Here is an 18,609-nt window from a genome sequence, read left to right as displayed (position 1 = left end):
GGCGAGTAAACATGTCAAAACCCGAAAATACTGAATGCACAAGCCAATCCGCGGCCAACCCGCACCCCGGCCTACCGGTATGCAAAATCGAGGTTAGACCGCTGAGGGCGCCTGGGGCGTGCGGGTGCAACCGGGCCGTAGGGCGCGGCGGCGTAAGGCCCGGGCGGCGGGAAGCTGTACTGGCTGGCCGGCCCATAGTGCAGTGGTTGGGGAACGAAACCCGGCTGGGGAACCGCCGGTGCTGATGCGTTCTGGGGCGCAGCAGGCGGATAGCCCGGTGTAGGGGCAGGCCTCGGATGCTGCGGCGGCGCCGCCGTTGGCGGAGGCCCAGATGGCGGACTGGCTTCCTGGTTCGGGGTCGGCTGCCAGTTCCCGAGTTGTCCGTACTGTCCGTCGGAAGCGGCCTGGACAGGCCTACCTCGTCGGCTGTCATCTGCGACGTCGGCGTCTTCACTGCGTCGCGGCTCGAGCGACGGGGGCGCCACCATTGTGCGCTCAGGGTCGTCAACCAACTGCTGAGGGTTGGGCACCACGACGGTGCATTCTTCGTCGTCGTGCGAGTGCCCGCGGGGCACGACCACCGTGCGCTCCGGATCATCATGCGGTGCGACCAGGCGGGATTCTTCGCCGCCTTCTCGCGCCAATGACCCCGAGGCGCTGGTGGTCTCCCCGTCCTCCGGACTGTTCATCATCACTCCCTCGCCTGGCTCATGATGTTACGCAAAGGTGCGTCGCGCAGCTCCTTGCCGGGCAAGGTCGAGTAGAAGCGGGAGGTGCCGGGATCCGCAGCTGCCGTCCTCTCACCGGTCGTCGCCGCATGCGGCGACCGCGCTCGCGACCCGCGTCGGGCCGAGGCTGGTGGCCACCCCGCCCAATGGCCGCCCCTGGTGTGCTCAAATACGGGTATGTGGGGACGATTCCGCTGAGCAAGGGCGACTCCATGGATCCCTACGAGCAAGCGCTACTTTTGACGCGGGCCCAGCTGGGCATCGTCGTCACTGCTGAGGAACGGATGCACCTGGTCGCGATCAGCGATCACGTCGTAACCGATTGCATCGGCAAGCAAGTCGAAACGCTCACCGCTCGTGGCGGCGCGGTGTTTTGGTTCGGCCATACCGGCCGAAATGCGCCGGTTAATCGCATGGCGACACTCAATCTCTTTGCCGCTGCGACGATGTCGGCATTCACCCTGCCCTTGCTGCGTGGCCCGGTCTTGATCACGGGGGCCGATCCGCGCGGCAACCCGAGCGGGCTTTCAGGCTCTCAATTCCAGCTCCTGAAATCTGGGCCGGGCGCGAACTGGCGGCAAAGACTCATCTTCCGGCTTCGTGAGCGCCGGATGGATTGACCTATCCGCTCGGGTAAGGTCAGGGCGGACTTTCGGCTTTTGCCGATCGGGGCCCACGCACCGGCCGATTCCCAGATGAAGTTGCACTAGTACGGCTGCAGCAGTTACGGCTTGACGTTTCCCAGCATTGCGGTGGCCACCCGTTTGGCATCGGGGACAGCCCATGCAGGATCCCGCGGCCATCCCTGATCGGGGTCGTAGTTTGAAGCGATCTTCGGGACCTGGCAGCTGCGCGTTTCGACGATGACGTTCCCGTGGGCTCCCATTGCCTGCTGGCATGCATCTGGCCCGTTCTCCCCACTATTTGTGGCCATGGAAACGGTGATGAGGTCTCCTTGCCGCTGCACTGGGCCCAAGACATAACCGGCGCCGTTCTCGAAGCCCAGGGAGGCATCGACTTCACTTTTCGCACAGGTATTCCATTGAGCCTGCGCCGAATTCAAGAAGTCCTGGGCGTCTTTCGCGGAGGGATACACCGCTGCGGTTTGTTCGATGAGGTGCGGGCCCGGCGAACCGAGGTACACGTGGCCAATGGTTTGAGTTTTGATTTCGGTGGGCTGGGAGGGGGCATAGACGTCATGCTCACCGGTGAACACCACGCCAACACATGATCGTGGCGTGACTTGGCTTGAATGATCCGACATCCCGTACGACGACGATTCAATGGCAAGGCCGCCGCCCCCATCACCGGCGGGAGTGCTGGCGACGGTCACTCCGAGCACCTTGCTCAGCTGGTCAGCAGTCAGCAACACTTGATCGATCGCCTTTGGCGAGAATAACGGCTGCGTTGGTGACGTCGGCGATCCACTGACTGATCCGACGCGATCAGATCCATCGAGGAGCATCACGCCGTTCACCAACACCACTTTGAGCCAACGGGTTTCGGTACTTGATGTTCCGTCTGGTCGGACGTACTTGAGTTCGGCAACCACGCTGCTGGCGTCGCGGGGGCTGACCGAAAGAACGGTCACCGACTGTATTGTCGCCCAGAAATCAACGAATTCACGTTGCCCTGTTTGGTTTTGGTACTTGCTATCGAGTTTTGTCCACGCGTCTGTGGGATGAGCTGGGAGCTCCCCGTAATAGCTGGTGACGAAATCCCGCATGTTCTCGAACGTGACCGGTGACGCAGCCGGCGCCGCGGTAGTTGCGGTGCTCCGCGCGGATTGGTCGTGCGAGGACTGCCGCATCAGCAACGCGGCCGCGCTGATTGAAGCGCCCACAAGAACAGCGACGGTGACGGCTACGGCTACCCGCCGTCGCCGCGATGGCCCGGCCTCGGCATCGACCGAAGGGGTAGCCCGCGGCGCTGACACGGTAGGAGCCGACGGTGTTGAGGCACTGGCAGAATCGAGTTGTTCGGCCAGGGCGTGCACGAAATCGGAGCAACGTTCGAAGCGGTCTTCGGGACGTTTGGCGAGACCGACGGCCAGCACGGGGTCGAATTTGGCAAGTGCCGGTCGCAGGTCAGCCAGAGCTGGTGGAGGCACATTGAGGTGACGGCTGATGACAACCGCGGGGTTTGAATTGTGGAAGAGCTGCGAGCCGCAGAACAGATGGTAAGCCGTGGCAGCCAGTGCGTATTGGTCCGCACGACCATCGAGGTCTTCGCCGAGTAACTGCTCCGGTGCACAGTAGGCCACCGTGCCCACCGTCATGTTGGTCTTCGTCAGCCCGCTGATGTCGTCGACGTTACGAGCTATCCCGAAGTCGGTCAGCAGGATTCGTTGCTCACCCTTGTCGTCGAGATGGGTGAGCATGATGTTGGCTGGCTTGACGTCTCGGTGGAGCAAAGCTTGCTTGTGGGCGTGGTCTAGCGCGCTGGCGACGCCGCTTACGATGCGGACGACGTCTTCGGGGGGCATTCCAGCGGGGTATCGATCGGCCAGGAGCCGGGCAGCGTCCAGTCCGTCGACGAAGTCCATCGAGATCCAGAGTTGACCATCTTCTTCCCCGCGGTCGTGGACACCGACGATGTGGGGGTGCCACAGCGTCGACGCGAGATCGGCTTCGCGGTTGAAGCGGGCCCGGAATTCGTCGTCGGCCGACCACTCGCGAGGTAGCAGCTTGAGGGCATCTCGGCGCGGTAACCGTGGGTGTTGGGCGAGATACACCTCGCCCATTCCGCCCGACCCAAGCAAGCGAATGATGGTGTACCCGGCGAACGTCTGGCCGGTCGTCAATGGCATAGCGTTGACGTCCTCCCCGCAGTCATTGCGGGCCGGCCAGCTGTGGTTTCACGGCTCCTGAGAGTAATGAGCCGCCGTCGGTCCCGACGGGAGAATCCAAGAACTGAGTAATCGGGGACCCCGGGGCTCAGCTCGCGGCTGTCGGCGGCCGAGGTCCGACCGCTGCGAAAAACGGTTCACGCCGGCGCTCAGATGTCAGGGGCGGTCGTGCGGCTGTTGAGGTAAGTCGCGGTGGCCACCAGCACGGTGTAGCTGGCGATGTTCACCGAAACCAGCAACGCAATAGGGGCTCCGTGGAACGCCGCCGTCAGCGCGAGAGTAAGGCCGTAGCTGGTGCCGCCGGATAGTGCCAGGCCGATCAGCCAGCCCAGTGCCTGATTTGAGGGGGATCCGACTGCCACCACTAGCAGTTCCGACAGGTGGGGGTGGCGGTCTAGGAAGGCTTGGGCCGCACCAGTTCTGCGCCCGTTTTGGACTGCGGTTCGTCGTTGCCGTTCCCAGGAGGCGGCCAGGTGTATGCCGGCTGCGAAAAACAGCAGGGCCCCGGCGCCGGCTGCGATGACCGCTGCTGTCGGTAGAGGGCCGTGCTGGCGATGGGGGCCGAAGAGGGCATCGAGGGCCGTGAACGCGAGCACGTAGAGCGGCATCAACCAGATCAGTACGCGGGTCATGCCCAGGTAGCCGTGGCTTGGGTTCTGGTCTGCATTCGTCCACATCTAACACAGTTGTGTGCCATTTCAGCGCGCCTTGAGCCTTGCGCCAATGACACCGAGGCGTGTCAGAATCCGGGCTGTGCCGGATTGGACTTATGTGCCGCTTCGTCGGCCTGCGGCGTTGTTGCTCGGTGAGCGCCTCAGCCAGGTTTGGGCACTGCGGTTGCTCGCTGCATTGATTCGCTACACCGGCGGGCGACGCTGGATTCCTCTGGTGTTCGATCACCCGGCTGTGCCGGCGCAGTGGGCCGGCCGGTTCGGCGCCTCGGTCCCACCCCGGATCGCGTGGGAGGCCATCGCGGTTCTTCCTGTGCAAGGCGCCTCGGTAATCGAGATTAACCCGGTCGGTGTCGATGATGTCGCGACCGTGCGTCGCGCGGCGGCCGGCCGCCGGTGCCGGGTCACCGTGGTGGCCGACAACGCGCAAACATGTGCAGCGATCGCCGGCGACGTCGACGCCGTCAGCGTCGGCGATCCGGACGGCCCCGTTGTGCGGTTGAGCGGCGCGGATTTGGCGCCGGCGGTGTCTGCGCTCACCGATGCGTCGACGACGGTGCTGGCCCGGCCCTCAGTGCTACTCGAGGCGGGGCCGGGCTGGTTCAACCGGGTAATTGAAGCGGCTACCCCCACCTCGCCGGTGCCGTCGTCGCGCTGCAGCCTCGCCGCGGGTCCGCGCCGCTGGCCCGATTGGTTCTGGGCCTCGCTGACCGGGCTGGGGTTGATCGTGGCCGGCTTGGGTGCGGGCGTGGTCGCGTTGGGCCCGGTGCTACTGGGCTATGACCGCGCCTATCTGGGTGCAACGGTGGCCGATCTGCATCGGCTCAACCCACATCTGGTCGGCTTTTTGCAGCATGATCGAATCACCATGGCCGCCAACATGATCGGCATCGGGATCCTCTATCTCGGCGTGGCTGCGGCGATGCGCCAAGGCTACCGGTGGGCGCGTCGTGTTCTGCTGATTTCGGGTGTGGTTGTCTTCGGCAGCTACTTCTATTTCCTTGGCACCGGCGGGTTCGTGGAACCGTTGCACACGGTGGTCGTCGTCGTGTTATTCCCGACGCTGGTGATGGCGGTGTGCCGGCGGGCGACCGGGGCGCATTGGGCGCCGGTGGTCGAAGGGCCTGAGGCGCAGCGCCGCCGGGCGCTATTCGGGCAGCTGTTGATGGTCGGCGTCGGCGCAGGCCTAACGGTGGCCGGCGTGGTCATCTCCGTCGTCGGATTCACCTCGGTGTTTGTGCCCACCGACCTCGGCTTCATGGGCACCTGCGCCCATCATCTGCAGGCGGCTGACGCGCATCTGCTGCCGTTCATCGCCCATGATCGGGCGGGCTTCGGCGGCGCCCTGATCGGGGCGGGGCTGGCGGTCCTGTTGATCAGCACGTGGGGTTGGCGTCGGGGCCAGCGCGCGGTGTGGTGGACTCTGCTGTTGGGATGTGCGTGCGCGACCGCGCCGGTCCTTATCGTCCACTTCGCCATCGGCTACACCGATTTCATGCACCTGCTGCCGGTCTACGTTCTCGTCGCCGCGGCTAGCGTGGCGCTCGCCTTGTCGAAGAGCTACCTGACCGCGCGGCAGGATCTCGAATCGACCAATCCGGTTGAGGGCACCGCGCGCAGCCGAAAAGGCGTTGCCGGCTAACCGGTGCTGGACCATCATGGTTGGGCAAACTGTGAAGGAGTAGCTGTGAAATTGGCAGAGGCGTTGTCGCTGCGGGCGGATGCGGTCCGCAAGATCGAACAGTTGCGCACCCGCATCGTGAGCAACGCCCGCTACCAGGAGGGCGAAGAACCAGCCGAGGATGCTGCCGCCTTGCTCGCCGAAGTCGACGGCGTCATCGACGAGTATCAAATCCTCATCCAGCGGATCAACCGTACGAACGCCGCCACGACGATCGGCTCGGACGGCACGCTGACCGACGCGTTGGGCCGCCGCGACGCGCTGCGGTGGCGCCACCATGTTCTGACCAGCGCAGCGGACGCGGCCGCCGGGAAGAATCAGCAGGGCTACACGCGGCAATTGCGCTCAGAGCTCAAGATGCTGTCTGCGGTGGCGGTCGCTGATCTGCGGGCCCGGGCCGATCAGGTTGCCCGCGACCTCCGTGAGCTCGACGTGCGGATCCAACGATCGAACTGGGAGGTCGACCTACAGGAGTGACAGGACCCCGAGGTGTAGCAGGTAGTCGTCGCGGAGGCGTGCACAAGCCTTGACCGGCGGGCCAAGCCCGGTCTCTGCTGGCGCACGAAGGGCAGTGCGGGGGATTCGATTTCCCCTTTCACATCGCAGCCCAGCATCGCGCACAGGTGACAGGGCACGGCACACAGCACATCACCACGTGCAGATCCGGGACGATGAGGGCGGGCATGGGGCATACACCTCGCGGTAGGCCGCCACCAGGGTCTCGCAGAACACTCTCGTCGAGGCGCAGAACACGCCAGCCGCTCGTGGCATGTCGTGCCCGCGAACAGGATTGGGCCTGCCGTGGCCTCAGTTCTTAGTGAGGGTTGCTGGGACCACGGCGACACCCGGAGGCTGCGCGCACGGTAAGGAGTTGGTGGCGGTCCCCGTCAATGTTTGGGCGTCAAGCGAGTAGCTGATGTTGGAGGGCTCCGCGGCGCAGTCGGCGGGCAGTTTCCGCGTTGCCTGCCATGTGTGTTCGACAAGGTGTAACTCAGCCGTCCAGCCCAGTGAGGACTGCACATGAGCGCAACCAGGCCCGCATGCATTGATCTCCCAGACCGTCTTGGACACGACGCCTCCCGCGCGTGGCTGACCGTCAACGGGTGAGTCGCGCGCCGTCAGTGGTGAACGTGTAGCTTCCGTTCAGCGCTGGTATGGGCTCCTTGGTGGATGGCGCCAGGGTCGGCGCCGACGACGAAGGATGGGACGAACATGCGGTCAAGCAGACCGCGGCGAATGCGGCCCACCCCCACCGTGGCCCGCTGGCAATGCGCATCGAAAGCTCTTTCCGGGCAGGGGGTTTGACCGACGAGTCGAGCCTATCGCACAGCTGTTGGGTCGGAAGGGTCATGCACCATCCAGATCGGGTCAAACCCTGAGACGCTTGCCCGCTCAGGGAGCCAACCATGCGGATCACGACCACGAGCCCAGGTGGCTTTTCGAAGACCACACGCGAAAAAACTCCTCAGCGCGCAGCGCGTGGGATCCGACGGCGTCACCCGCGAATCCACCGGTGCGGCCGGATGCATCCCGCTGCCCACGGGCGACAGTCTGACCTACGCCAACAACGTGGTCCAGCACCTGCGCAGTCGATACCGCCAGCACGCGCTGCACCGTCACCAGCAACCACAGCGTCGGCACCAGCACCACCAAGAGCTTCGTGTCGTCATGAAACTCGGCTACTTTGATTGCTGCAAGATTCACGCGTCTTGAGAGATCGAGGTCGAAGGGTGTCGCAGCCGAACCCGCAGCCACTACCGGGCGGTTATCCTCCTAGCGCCGGGGGCGCGAGACCCGGTTATCTGCCGCCAGCGTCGCCGGGTTATCCAGCGCCCTCAAGCTCGGCTCCGGCGGCATATCCACCGCCGCCAGTGGAGCCGACGTTTCAGGTGCGCACGTTCAAACACACTGGCGCTGTGATGTTGTGGCTGAATCAGCCGTGCATCACCACCGGTAGCTATGCGCAGTGCGAGGCCGCGATCGATGCTGCTCAACAGCACTGCATGCTGGCCGGTTGGTGGAGCATGGGCTCGCTGGTGTGGAATCCGATCTCGTTGGCGCGAAACGCGCGCGCCCGCACGGTGCTGCGCCGCCAAGCCGGTCAAGTTCACGACTACGCGCTATGGTGGGCGACTTACCAAGCAGGCGGCCGCCACATCCATGTATGGGCGCCTCCACCCACCCGTCCGGCGTACACCAAATGGTGGATGTGGCTGCCGCTCATTATGATTCCACTGATTGTCGCACTGATTGTGGCCATAGCAACCAGCAAGGAAAGCCACCGCAGCCCCACCAGGCCCACTCAGAATCCTTTGACAACAATCACGTTGCCCACGTTGGCGCCCAAAGCTACGCAGTCCGCTTCGCGCTGACCTTCCGGCGAGCAAGACACTGGTTCAGGCCGCGCCCACTCGTCGTCGACGGCGTCGTTGTCGCCTGTACGCACGGCGGGTCAAACGCCAGTTCGGGCAGTCAGGAAGCCACTGCGCATAGGCGTCAGGTCGGTAGGGATCTGCCAGCCCGTATGCCTCGAGCGTGACGACAGCACCGGCGTGATGCTGGCGTTCACTGACTGGCTCAGCGGCCACCGCCACCGCCATTGAGCGCGGCGCGGGGGCCCCGGCCTGGGTCGCTGCGACGGGGGGCGCCGTCCCTGATGGCAAGTCGATCGCCGATGAGTCGATCGAGCTCTGACGCCGCATGCCAAAGAGCGGCTGACTCAAGGCTTCGGCGGAGGCGCGTTTGATTCGAGTCCGCGCGGCGAAGCGCCTGAACAGGACCACTTGCTAAGCCTAACCGGCGCTCTGGTCGGAGGCCGGGTGCACTATTCCCAGGTCAGCGGCCAGCGTGGCGAGGTCGACCGGGGGCGCGTCTGCCATCCAGGCTTGTGTACGGCCGGCAGCAAGATAGCGCGGTGCGGGGTGGACTCGCCATGCTTGTTGACGGACCATCACGGCGTGGGCCAGGACTTGGGCGTGGAATCGTGTCGGCACCGTCCGGCTGGCCACTAGCGTTCCCCGGCGTCGCAGTTCCCCTAATGCCCGTGTGCTGGCGTTGGTGACGGCGACTTGCAGCCAGGGCTTGGCGTGAATGGCGATGATGGCCACGGTGTGCGGGTCGAGCCAGCCTTGTTCGCGCCAGGGCGGCAGGATTGCGCTCTCGTCCTCGATCGATGCGAGCGCATTGAGCGCGTATCGATACTGCTGGTCGTTGCGCCGCTCGACATCGGCGGGACCGCGTTGCAGTTGGGCGATCCGATGTTTCGGGATGGCCATGCGCCGAGATGGCGGGTGTCGCTTGGAGATCCAGCGGCGAACGGTGGAGGGTGTGACACCGGCATACGCGGCGACCGCCGCCGCGTCGACGGTGTTCCGGTTGGTGGCGCCGTAACAGTCGAGCAGCATGTCGATGAGTCTTTTGCGGCTCCACCGGGGGCCAGCGTTGGGTCGTATTGCTTTGGCTTGCAGGCTCATTCGGGGGTACCGATACCGAAATCGTCTATAGTGACGAAGTCCCAGCCAGCGACGTACTTGTCGTCGAAGAACTCTTTCATCCACTTTCGAAGGCCCTCATCGCCGCCGTCCTCATAAGCCCGCAACAGGGCCTCGATCTCCTCGGGACTGATGTCGTTGGCCACGCGGCGATCGCGCGCATACCCCTGGTCGTAGCCGCCCACGCCTTGCTCACCGCTGACCCAGATTTTGCTGCCAGTGCGAAGCGCCTGCCTGCCTTGTGAGCTGCTGCGGAAGTCCGCCGTGGCCCCCCGTCGACCCCGTTTGGTCGTCGTGACGCGCCGCGCCGCTGCCCGGATCGACGCCAGTCGGCCCTTCGACGGTTGTTGGGTGCCAGCGGCCCAGCGCCGTACGGTGCCCTGGGAAACTCCGAGTGATTGCGCGGCGGCTCTGGCGTTGACTGTCCCACCACGCGGGCCCCGGCCGAACACTGCCTGCAACATGCCTCGCATGCTGCTGCCCTCTGCGGAGTCGGCCTCACGCCGGCCTGAGATCCGCCGCAAGAACGTGTTGCTTTGCGCTGCTTGTGCTTGCCGGATCGCTTGGCGGACATCGCGTTTGGATGCACCCAAGCCCCGTGCGGCGCGGTCGACGTCGACCGTTCCGTTAGCGACCGAGCCGTACCCCGCCAGGTCGCTGGCACTGATTCGGCTGCGTCTGCCTCGGCGCGCCATCAGCAGCCCTCAGCGTCAGTGCACAGATTGGCGCGCCACTCACGGGCGGGGATCAAGTCTCGTTTGCCGCGGTAGTCACGTCCGTTGAGGTGCTCGAGGTGCTCGTCGAGCAGCCCAGAGCCTTCCGGCTTGTACTGCCCGAAGCCGCGGCCAAACGACTCTGGCCCGCCAGGCCAGGCTGTCACCGGATCCGGGTCATCGGAGGCGTAGAGGACCGTGTCGGTGGCCACCGCCAAGGGCCATTGCCCCGTCTTCTCACCGATTTGGTGTAGCCGGTAGACGATGTTGGCCTTGGCTTTGGCGAGTACGTGCAGCCGCCGTTCGGGGCTGTAGGCGGGTTTGCCTTTGAGGTGCTCATCGGAGCCGATGATGCCGATCCCGTGGGTGCGGATGATTTTGGCTTGATCACGCGCGGCTTGAGCGTCGGGATCGTCGAGGTCCAGCATCGCACTGGCGTCGCGGAACCGTTCGTACCAGCCCAGTAGCACTCGGCCGTGGCGCGACCACAGCCATGCTTGCAGGATTTGTGGTTGGTAGCCGAGCTCGATAGCGCGCTCCAACGTCGGGGTGCATACCCACTTGGGGCCGGTGAACTGCAGTCCTCTCGGGTTGAGGACATAGGGCAGCCGCCAGTCGGGGGTTTCGGGGATGTCGACTAGCCAGTAGCCCGGTGTCTTGGCGTTAAATGGTGCCCCATCGGGGTGGTGGATTGGGTCGCCGATGGGCAACTCCAGACCGGCGATGCCGGCCACGTAGGAGCCGCCACGGTCATAGGCGTGGATGTAGCGGCGTTGGCGTTCGTCGCTGGTGGGTCGGCGTGACCAATCGAAGTCCGATTCCACATCTCCGATACCGAACGGCGGCGCGGTTGTCGACGGCGCGAAGACGACGTCGCGCCACTCCTGTGGGGACCACGTCTTGGTTCTGGTCTGCAACATCAAGTCCACCGCGGTGACACCGGCGTTGATTTTCCACGGGAACCGCAACGCGTCAGCCAGTAGCTGCAGCCGCTTGGCGATCTGAGCTGGCGCCGGTTCATCGGACAAGATCGGCATCTCATCCGCGCCGGTGCCCATGCCGGGGATGAGCGCGATCATCACACCGCGCTTGTCGTCTCGATAGACGCGGGTCCAGGTGCCCAGCCGGTGAGCGTTAGGGTCCTCCCCCGCCCCGCCTAGGCTCCATCCTTCGTTGACCGCGCCGGTGACGAAGTCGATGTTTTCGGTGAGTTGGCGCAGCGACTTGGCGCGATCGCGGCGACTGATGGCAGCGACGTCGATACCGAATTCCTGGCACGCCGCTTCGGTGATCCAAATTTGTCCTGGCTCATTGTATTTCGCGGTGAGGCGGTACCCGAGATGGTGCGTATAGGCAAGCTCGGCGACCTGACCCACGTGCACGATCGGTGGGCCCAGTTCGACTCGGGTGCCATCGGCCAGCCAGAGCCCGTCGGTGTGTAACACCGCGGCCGGTGCGCCGCCAGATACGGCCCTGTTCGAGGCGCGGCCAGATTGGGTCCCGGCCGTCGTCGGCGACGGTGTCACATCGTCCTTGGCTGCCGATCCTTTAGCCGTTACCGACGCCCCGTTGAGGGGCCCCTGGTCAGCATCCACAGCAGCGGTTTCCGATGCCGGGCTCTCCACACCTCTTGGATTGCTGGCTTCCATCTTGGGCGCGACGGCGATGGGCGTTCGTTGGCCGGGTCCCTCGAGTGCAGCGCTCAGCGCAGCGGCGACCTCGGCGGTGTTCTCAGCGGTCAGGACCTCGAGGATGAGCTCGTCAGTCACCGCCGCTTGGTGGGTCACCGTCATGCGTCCCAGGCGGGAATGGGTGTCGGACAGATCCACTGGCTCACCCGTCGCTTCGTCGAGGCCAGTCGCATAGATCATCGCGGCATCGCGCGCATACACCGGCCACAGCCGGTATTCGCGCGAGATCCGCATCGCTGCCCGCCGGCCACGGAATCGCACTCGCGCGGCGATCGCCGCGGCCCAGGCTGGCTGGAAGTGCTGTCGCCACGCTGGATCAGCCCACGGTTCGGGGTCGGCCAGCGCCTGCAGATATTCCGCGGCAGCCGAATCGACGAGCGCACGTAGTGGCGCATCGTTGGCGAACTCTTCCCGGGCTTCGCGCAGCCGCGTCGACCAGGCTTCCAAGAGGCGGGTCTGCTGGGGCCACACGATCGCCTGCTCGATGCCGAGCCGAGCGGCGGGCAGGCCGGCGCCGCCGTCGCGGACGTCTTTGGCCAGCCCGTCAAGATCCTCGGTGGTCACCCAGGCCAGGGTTGGCGTATCAAGGCGCATCTGTGGGTGAGGCGGCGGCAGCATCTGAGGCAACCGCATGTCACCAGCTGGCGGGAGCGTGACCCTCCACAGTCCGAATGGCCGCTTCTGGCCGGTGCTGGCTGCAGCTGCTGTTATGGCGTCCAGCACCTGCGGTTGGCCGTATCCGAACGTCAGTGTTCCCGCGGCCGCCAGCTCAGGGCATTCCTGGGTCAGCCACACCAGCTGGTCGCTGTGCTCGAATTCCTCTTCGACCTCCGAAGCAGGCGCACACCAAGGTGGCTGAACGCGGATCTCGGCCATAACGTTCGCCGGCAGCACCCCGGGCTCGGACACGACGGCCCCCCGCCGCCCGGCGCGGGCCCGCATGATGCGGTCATTGATCACCGCTGCCGAGGCCGCTCCGCTGCCTGCGGGCAGCGCTCCCAGCACGGCCGACCACCGGTGCAGGCGGCGCCCCAATTCAGCCGCGTCCTCGACAAGATCGTCGCGCTCACCGACTAACCAGGGATGCAGCTCGGCCACGATCTCGACCGAAACACGTTGCGCGCCAACTCCCCGAGCCAGAACGACCGCACGTCCCTTTCCGTGCCGCAGCTCCCAACCGCGCCCCACCAGCGGCGCCAACGACCGCCCCAGCTGCTCGACCAGTCCGGAATCCCCCGCGCCGGGGTCGGGAGTAATCAAATGGCGACACCCCGCACCTACCACCCATATCCGGGCAGGGTCCGCATCGGCATCCCCGGCAGGTATCGGCTGCAGTAGGCCACGATTGCCGTGCGCCCACTCGATTAGCTTCTCAAGCTTGTCGACGGAGTCCACCGGCCCGGTAAGGACATCACCGCCGACCGTGAACGCACCCGAGCCGGTGACAATCACGACGTGACGCTCAACGATTAGCGACGCTGTGTTTGCGTCCGTCATAGGCGGCCTTCAGGCGTGCGGGCGGCCAGGTACGGACGGATGCGCGCGCTGGCCCCCTGCTGGGTCATCCCGAGTACGGCACCGACTTCGGTGTAGGTCGCACCGGCCGCGATCGCCGCCGCGGCGGCGGGTCGCTCATCGAGGCCGGCGGCGCGTAAGAGCGCGGCGCGCGTCAGCTGCACCGCTTTGGTTTCAGCGGCACTGGCTCGTTCCACAGCTTTAACCAGTCGAGCACGTTGCGCAGGTGTAGCTTTGCGACGGGCCACGCGGCGCAGCCAGACATCCACTGCGGCCGCCAGAGATGAATCAGCCATCTTCGAGGCAAAGCTTGCCGATTCCCGTTGCGCGGCAGCCTGAATCGACGCGACGCTAGGATCCGTCGTCGTCATGGCCGCCTGCGTTCTGCAGCTACGTTCAGCACGGGTGTGATGCTATCCACGAACTGTGACACCAACAAGCATTCGTTGTGCTTGTCTACAAGTGTTTCTTGTGCCCCTTGATGACCTGGTCCAGGTCTGGCCTGCATAAAGGCACGACGCAAAACTGCTTATTTGTCACACTCAACGCTTTCAGCTAGTCAGTCCACGTGCGATCACTGTGTTCGCCATACTGAGCCGCCACGTCGTGTGGCGACCCACCGTGCCTGCGCGGATTACCTGGCCGCGTTTCTCGAGGATCTCCAAGTTGTGATAGATGCGTTCGTGAACCACGTCCGCGCCGAAACTAGTTGAAAGACCGCGCCGTAGTTCAGCGGTCGTCATTGGCCCGGCCGCTTTAGTCAGCGCGGCGAGCAGTCCTTGTCGCACCGCCTCCGGCGGGAGGCTAGGCATACGATGGACCTTCGTGGGTGGTCTGCGCCGTACTCGCCGAGGTTGGGAAGAACCGCCGCCCCCACCGCTGTGCCCCAACGGCCACAGGCTGCGAGGTGGCGGACGTGTCCTGGTCGGCAGCCAACAATGTTCCTGCGGATCCGTTCATCGCAGCTTTCACTGCCGCCAATGTGCGGCCACGGTCTACATGCCGACCCCTGGCCCGCAGTGCGCCTTCACCAATTTCGATGGCCGTCATGCCGCACACGATGATGATGCGTAGAACGCGCCACAGCCCGCACACCCGCGATCTATCCGCCATGTAGGTCAGGCGATTCCCCTCCCCCGTCGCTGATCAATCCCCGGTCGACAATTAGGTCGTCAGACCACGGAAATCCTCGTCAGCGCGGTCGCTTTCCATCGCGGCGTCCAGTACCTCCCACCCTGTATCGGAAAGCCGTCCTCTACCGTTGCCGGCCACGAGCATCGCGGCGGCCACGTCGGCGGCGGTGTCGCGGTTCCGGGTGAACATATAGTCGAGGTTGGGCTCTGCCACGCGCACTGTTTTCGGCAAGCTGCCGGCAAGGATCTCACGCACAATAGCGACCAAGGCTGGTTCACCACCAAGTAAGCCGCCAGCAATCCCGCCGGGCGGCCCAACTGCGCGCCGCTCGAGCGCACTCCACGAGACGACCCCTCGGGAGGTGCTGAACGTGATGGTCGTGGCGACCATGTTGGGGGCTCCTCGGTTCGCCGGATCAGTGCCCGTGACGTCGGTCGCACACGAGCCCGCGGTAGGGCGCGCGCACACCGGCGTCGAAACATGCATGGCGTCCTGATGTGGGCTCAGCGGACTGTTCATTGGCCAATTGCGGATCCTCTCGGTTCTGCTCTTAACTATCGGTGCTCCGAGTGACATCTCCCCCGAAACCGGCCGATCAGATCAGTCCCGCAGCCGGCTCGGGTGCAAACCTCCACTGTCCCGACAGATAATGCTTTGGTGCACACACACTATCGGCGTTGGTCGACGCGGTGAGTCCGGTCATCCGAGACGGCAAGAGTTGGCCGATTGGTACGCGCGCGGATGTCGCATGGATCACCACGGCTACCTCGATCGGCGTCAGAATCACGTCGGCGATCCCGCCGATATTCGATGACTACGCCACCGTTTTACTGCCAAAGCCCCAAGCTGAAAAGCAGAGCCACGACCAGGCTATCGTCGCACTACTCACTAGACAGTCGCCGGATCAACAGTGGTGGATTGGTTACCTCGACACTGGGTCCGCGGACGTCGTTTTCCCTGACGCGCCAAGAGTGACGTTGTATGCGAACTGGCCTTATGTACTCGTACAGGCCGGACCAGAACAGGCCGCCTGCTGGCGGTCCGACGACTTATGGTCGTCGCGGTCAACTCGCCTGCCGGACCTGATGTTCCCGGTGGATCGGTCCTGGCTGGTGTCCACGCTGTGGGACGACGACTGGACCTGTGTCGGCGGGCCGGTTCCGCTCATCGACGGCTTCCTGAGCGACCCCGATCTGAGGACCCGCGTGCGGCGCGTCGGCCCCAAAGAGGACGCCACTCCACCCGGGCGCAACGCGATCTGACCGCCGATGGGAATCGGTGAATAGCGCCAGATTTCCCCGAACCGACTGGACGTGAACAGATCCCGCGGGACTAACGCCACGCTGGATAATCACAGTCACCCTCGCGCGCAAAGTACTTGACCGTAGCGGACTTTCGCGGGTCAACAGCTGCTCCCGCTCTTCGCGACGGGCGGATGTGACTTATCAGGATGCGATCAGCAATTTGTTCCCGCTGCGACGCGCAGCCAGGCGAATTCGCGCGAATCAGTCCGGGATGAGCCCAAATTCGTATCTGAGTGCTTGTTCCACGAGTGCGCTTCGCGTGCCGGCGGCCCAGGCCTCGACGAGGTTGTCAAGCCGTTGACCGTTTGCGGCTGTCACTCCTGACAGAACGACGGTGCGTGGAGCGGTTGCGTGGCGACGCCGCCGCGGGACTGCGTGCGAGGACGGGCGTTCGAATAGTTGGCCCTCCCCTACGGCGTATCGCTGGGTAGTCCAGGTTGTCGCCAGTTTCGTCGCGTGGGTTTCGATGGCGTCCAAGACGATGGCGCCCATCGTTCGGGCGAGTCCGCGGCGTACCTTCTTTTCGGCGATCTGGGTTCGGTAGAGCTCGTCGTAGACTTCCGCTGATAGCAAGACCTCGGGTGGACGGGTTCTTGTGCTCGGCCGTCCGGTAGTTGTCTGTCGCGGTTTTGTGGGCTGTTCCGGGCTGGTCGTTGCTGGCGTGGTTGCGCGGGCCGATTCAGTCGCGGGGGCGCTTGCGAGTACCGGTTCGATGACCGAGGCACTTGCCGGCCGCGGGTCAGAGTGGGCCGGTTCGGCACTGACAGCGGTGTCTGCCGGTTGTGGCGAAACCGGCGGTGGAGTCGGCGCGGCAGCGGCGCGTGGACGGGCCGGCCACAGTTCGTCCAGGTCCTGATTGAGCGCCTCGGGGTCGAACAGCGGCTTGCCGCGGGTGCGTGAAGGGCTCATCCGACCCGCTCCCCCGCCGTCACTGATTCGTATCGGCCGAGCCGTGTGACGATTTGGCGGACGAGCTCTTGGTAGTCGGCGGCAAGGCCGGTGGGGTCACTCGTCCACATGGCGCGCTCGGGACTTTGGTTGTCGCGCAGCTTCGACAGTCGAGCTCGGCGGTCGTCGTTGGCTAGCGCAACGAGTTCGCCGGCGGTTTTGTGGAGCGTTCGCATGTCGACGGCGGCCGCGGGTGCGGAGCGGATCGTGATGTCGAACGGCGTTGTCCCGCTGCCTTCGAGCATTTCGCTGACTTGATCGAACACGTCCTGGTTGCGCTTTTTCGCTCGTGGGTTGACATCGAACAGCAGCACACCGAGAAGTTGGATGGAGGCACCGAGTTTGCGTGCTCGCCAGAAGCGTCGCGCCAACCGTTCGACACCGCCCAGGCTGGCTTGGTCGTCGCGGGTGGGGATCAACAGATAGTTGGCGACGGTGAGATAGGTATCGAGCAGCGGTACGTCACCTGGACCTGAGTCGATGAGGACCAGGTCATAGCCTTCGTCTTCGCATAGTTTGGCGAGCTGGTTTTCCAGGTTGGCGGCCATGTCAATGCCGTTCTCGGCCATCAGGTGAGCGCCGGCGCCGACGACGGCAAGTTGTGGACCGCCGGCGACTACGTCGAGGTTGGCCCGTACGTTGCGCACCGGGACAAGCGGCGCACCGAATTGCAGGGTCTGGGCCAGTGATTGTCCGCGGTCTCCGTCGACGCCGAGATCTTCGACGGTGACGTTGGCCTGTGGGTCGCCGTCGACGACGAGCACGCGACGGCCCCTTTTTCCCGCGGCGGCGATCATTTCCGCCACTGCGGCGACGGTCGTTGACTTTCCAACTCCGCCTTTCTGATTCGCTACGAGGATGGCCCGCGCATCGGGCCCAGTCATTGTCATGCGTCGCAACGTACGTACCCACCCGCGAGATGTCATGTAGGCGCACGGACGTGAAGTCGAACCGTTACCTAGCCCACTATTTGGACGTTGCGACCGACGGTCCTTCGCCCGTGGGCCCGGGCGGCGATCGGCCCGTGTGGTCACGGCACTGTGCTGCCGTCAATTCGGACGTCTGCGCGTCCGGGACATGTTGTGGGTGCACGGGTGGTCGCTAGAGCGTTGCGACCGCCGTGTGTTCACGCGGTGGGCCGCACGGGTAGTTGGCTGAGGCGTTGGACGTTGCGCCACACGGGCATACGTGCGTTGTCCGTGCGTGTGGCAACGCGTCGGTCAGCCGACAACGATGCGGCGCTAGACCCGGCACCACAGGCGTCACTGCCACGTACGCAGATTCGCACATAGGGCGGGCAGTCACCCGTTGATGACCCTCATGTTATCCGGTGCGATACCCGCGAGTCACACGTCTCGTTATCCGGTTATCGCCCGGATATCGCAGGTCACACGGGCTATATGGACGCGGCAGTGGGGGAGCCTGGTCGTGCAGCGGGAGGACCCTTCACCGCCCCTCGTGTCCGATGCGGCGCCAGGGCACTGAGTCGCGGCTTCGGATTCTCATGGGCGTAAGGCGAAATCAGCCCGGGTTCTTGAATGCGGCGGCGTGCGCACTCGGGTCAGCAACGTGACCTCAGTATCGTGTGCATTTGGCGTCGCCGCATGAGCCCGACGGCTCATCGTGGAGCGGCGGGGCTGTCAACGCGCCTTAGCGTCGCCCCGGTTCGAGGGGTTGTGGGTCGGGGAGGATCTCGCGGCCCTCGTTGTAGTCGTGCTCGATTACGCGCAGCTGGGCGACGATAGCTTCCTCGATGAATTGGGTGATGGTGTAGCGGCGGCCTGTGACGCGCTCGACGATGCGCACAGCCGCGCGGGCCCTGTGGTGCAGCTCGGTGGGGACATTGACCTTGCTGAGGTCGCTGGATTTGGCGGGGCCGTCCACG

Annotated in this window: 16 protein-coding genes; 5 read left to right on the top strand and 11 right to left on the bottom strand. The window is 64.8% G+C overall.

Annotated features, from left to right (window positions below):
- Positions 1-940 precede the first annotated feature (940 nt).
- Positions 941-1,348, top strand: a complete 408-nt coding sequence (locus AC2VON_RS22910; RefSeq protein WP_486954904.1) for a hypothetical protein — start codon at positions 941-943, stop codon at positions 1,346-1,348.
- A gap of 104 nt (positions 1,349-1,452) precedes the next feature.
- On the opposite strand, the gene AC2VON_RS22905 is transcribed toward AC2VON_RS22910, so the two are convergent.
- Both AC2VON_RS22905 and AC2VON_RS22900 read right to left on the bottom strand, forming a co-directional pair.
- Positions 1,453-3,537 carry a serine/threonine-protein kinase PknH/PknJ gene (locus AC2VON_RS22905; RefSeq protein WP_231122297.1) on the bottom strand — a complete coding sequence of 695 codons (2,085 nt, stop codon included), beginning with the start codon at positions 3,535-3,537 and terminating at the stop codon, positions 1,453-1,455.
- A gap of 188 nt (positions 3,538-3,725) precedes the next feature.
- On the bottom strand, positions 3,726-4,253 hold the full coding sequence (locus AC2VON_RS22900) for a hypothetical protein (RefSeq protein ID WP_083063902.1): 528 nt from the start codon (positions 4,251-4,253) through the stop codon (positions 3,726-3,728).
- 76 nt (positions 4,254-4,329) lie between these two features.
- Between AC2VON_RS22900 and AC2VON_RS22895 the strand changes: the two genes are divergently transcribed.
- Positions 4,330-5,889: a hypothetical protein gene (locus AC2VON_RS22895; RefSeq protein ID WP_036473515.1), complete on the top strand. Its 1,560-nt coding sequence runs from the start codon at positions 4,330-4,332 to the stop codon at positions 5,887-5,889.
- Positions 5,890-5,934: 45 nt separating this feature from the next.
- Positions 5,935-6,405, top strand: a complete 471-nt coding sequence (locus AC2VON_RS22890) for a DIP1984 family protein (RefSeq protein WP_036473513.1) — start codon at positions 5,935-5,937, stop codon at positions 6,403-6,405.
- A 936-nt stretch (positions 6,406-7,341) separates the two neighbouring features.
- On the opposite strand, the gene AC2VON_RS22885 is transcribed toward AC2VON_RS22890, so the two are convergent.
- Positions 7,342-7,632, bottom strand: coding sequence for a hypothetical protein (locus tag AC2VON_RS22885; protein WP_036473510.1), 291 nt, complete (start codon positions 7,630-7,632; stop codon positions 7,342-7,344).
- A 212-nt stretch (positions 7,633-7,844) separates the two neighbouring features.
- On the opposite strand from AC2VON_RS22885, the gene AC2VON_RS22880 reads away from it, so the two are divergent.
- Complete coding sequence (locus tag AC2VON_RS22880) at positions 7,845-8,300, top strand: hypothetical protein (RefSeq protein WP_139813796.1); 456 nt, start codon at positions 7,845-7,847, stop codon at positions 8,298-8,300.
- A gap of 420 nt (positions 8,301-8,720) precedes the next feature.
- On the opposite strand, the gene AC2VON_RS22875 is transcribed toward AC2VON_RS22880, so the two are convergent.
- From AC2VON_RS22875 to AC2VON_RS22855, 5 genes are all read right to left on the bottom strand, one after another.
- A complete protein-coding gene (locus AC2VON_RS22875) occupies positions 8,721-9,332 on the bottom strand; it encodes a hypothetical protein (RefSeq protein WP_232232241.1) in 612 nt (203 codons plus the stop codon).
- A gap of 65 nt (positions 9,333-9,397) precedes the next feature.
- Positions 9,398-9,883, bottom strand: coding sequence for a terminal protein (locus AC2VON_RS22870; protein WP_231122296.1), 486 nt, complete (start codon positions 9,881-9,883; stop codon positions 9,398-9,400).
- Positions 9,884-10,113: 230 nt separating this feature from the next.
- Entirely contained in the window at positions 10,114-13,275 is a 3,162-nt protein-coding gene (locus AC2VON_RS22865) for a hypothetical protein (protein WP_231122295.1), read from the bottom strand.
- Between the two features lie 41 nt (positions 13,276-13,316).
- Positions 13,317-13,634: a Fis family transcriptional regulator gene (locus AC2VON_RS22860; protein ID WP_254902467.1), complete on the bottom strand. Its 318-nt coding sequence runs from the start codon at positions 13,632-13,634 to the stop codon at positions 13,317-13,319.
- Positions 13,635-14,502: 868 nt separating this feature from the next.
- Positions 14,503-14,862, bottom strand: a complete 360-nt coding sequence (locus AC2VON_RS22855; protein WP_051641682.1) for a hypothetical protein — start codon at positions 14,860-14,862, stop codon at positions 14,503-14,505.
- Between the two features lie 287 nt (positions 14,863-15,149).
- On the opposite strand from AC2VON_RS22855, the gene AC2VON_RS22850 reads away from it, so the two are divergent.
- The gene (locus AC2VON_RS22850) at positions 15,150-15,734 is read left to right on the top strand and encodes a hypothetical protein (protein WP_139813795.1); all 585 of its coding nucleotides are present in this window, start codon (positions 15,150-15,152) and stop codon (positions 15,732-15,734) included.
- Between the two features lie 243 nt (positions 15,735-15,977).
- Here AC2VON_RS22850 and AC2VON_RS22845 read toward each other — a convergent pair whose 3' ends face one another.
- The 3 genes from AC2VON_RS22845 to AC2VON_RS22835 form a co-directional block, all read right to left on the bottom strand.
- Positions 15,978-16,349: a hypothetical protein gene (locus tag AC2VON_RS22845; RefSeq protein ID WP_486954903.1), complete on the bottom strand. Its 372-nt coding sequence runs from the start codon at positions 16,347-16,349 to the stop codon at positions 15,978-15,980.
- A gap of 332 nt (positions 16,350-16,681) precedes the next feature.
- Positions 16,682-17,614 (bottom strand): ParA family protein, encoded by a 933-nt coding sequence (locus tag AC2VON_RS22840; protein ID WP_036473497.1) that lies wholly within the window; start codon positions 17,612-17,614, stop codon positions 16,682-16,684.
- 760 nt (positions 17,615-18,374) lie between these two features.
- Positions 18,375-18,608 (bottom strand): hypothetical protein, encoded by a 234-nt coding sequence (locus AC2VON_RS22835; protein WP_051641681.1) that lies wholly within the window; start codon positions 18,606-18,608, stop codon positions 18,375-18,377.
- Position 18,609 lies beyond the last annotated feature (1 nt).

The organism is Mycobacterium sp. TH-M82, assembly GCF_057473605.1.
The sequence above is the reverse complement of the archived record's forward strand: the minus strand, read 5'-3'. Positions and strand labels throughout refer to the sequence as shown.

Coding starts and splice junctions, on each gene's coding strand:
- AC2VON_RS22910 (WP_486954904.1), top strand. CDS start 941: ATGGATCCCTACGAGCAAGCGCTACTTTTGACGCGGGCCCAGCTGGGC.
- AC2VON_RS22905 (WP_231122297.1), bottom strand. CDS start 3,537: ATGCCATTGACGACCGGCCAGACGTTCGCCGGGTACACCATCATTCGC.
- AC2VON_RS22900 (WP_083063902.1), bottom strand. CDS start 4,253: ATGTGGACGAATGCAGACCAGAACCCAAGCCACGGCTACCTGGGCATG.
- AC2VON_RS22875 (WP_232232241.1), bottom strand. CDS start 9,332: ATGCTGCTCGACTGTTACGGCGCCACCAACCGGAACACCGTCGACGCG.
- AC2VON_RS22870 (WP_231122296.1), bottom strand. CDS start 9,883: ATGTTGCAGGCAGTGTTCGGCCGGGGCCCGCGTGGTGGGACAGTCAAC.
- AC2VON_RS22860 (WP_254902467.1), bottom strand. CDS start 13,634: ATGGCTGATTCATCTCTGGCGGCCGCAGTGGATGTCTGGCTGCGCCGC.
- AC2VON_RS22855 (WP_051641682.1), bottom strand. CDS start 14,862: ATGGTCGCCACGACCATCACGTTCAGCACCTCCCGAGGGGTCGTCTCG.
- AC2VON_RS22840 (WP_036473497.1), bottom strand. CDS start 17,614: ATGACAATGACTGGGCCCGATGCGCGGGCCATCCTCGTAGCGAATCAG.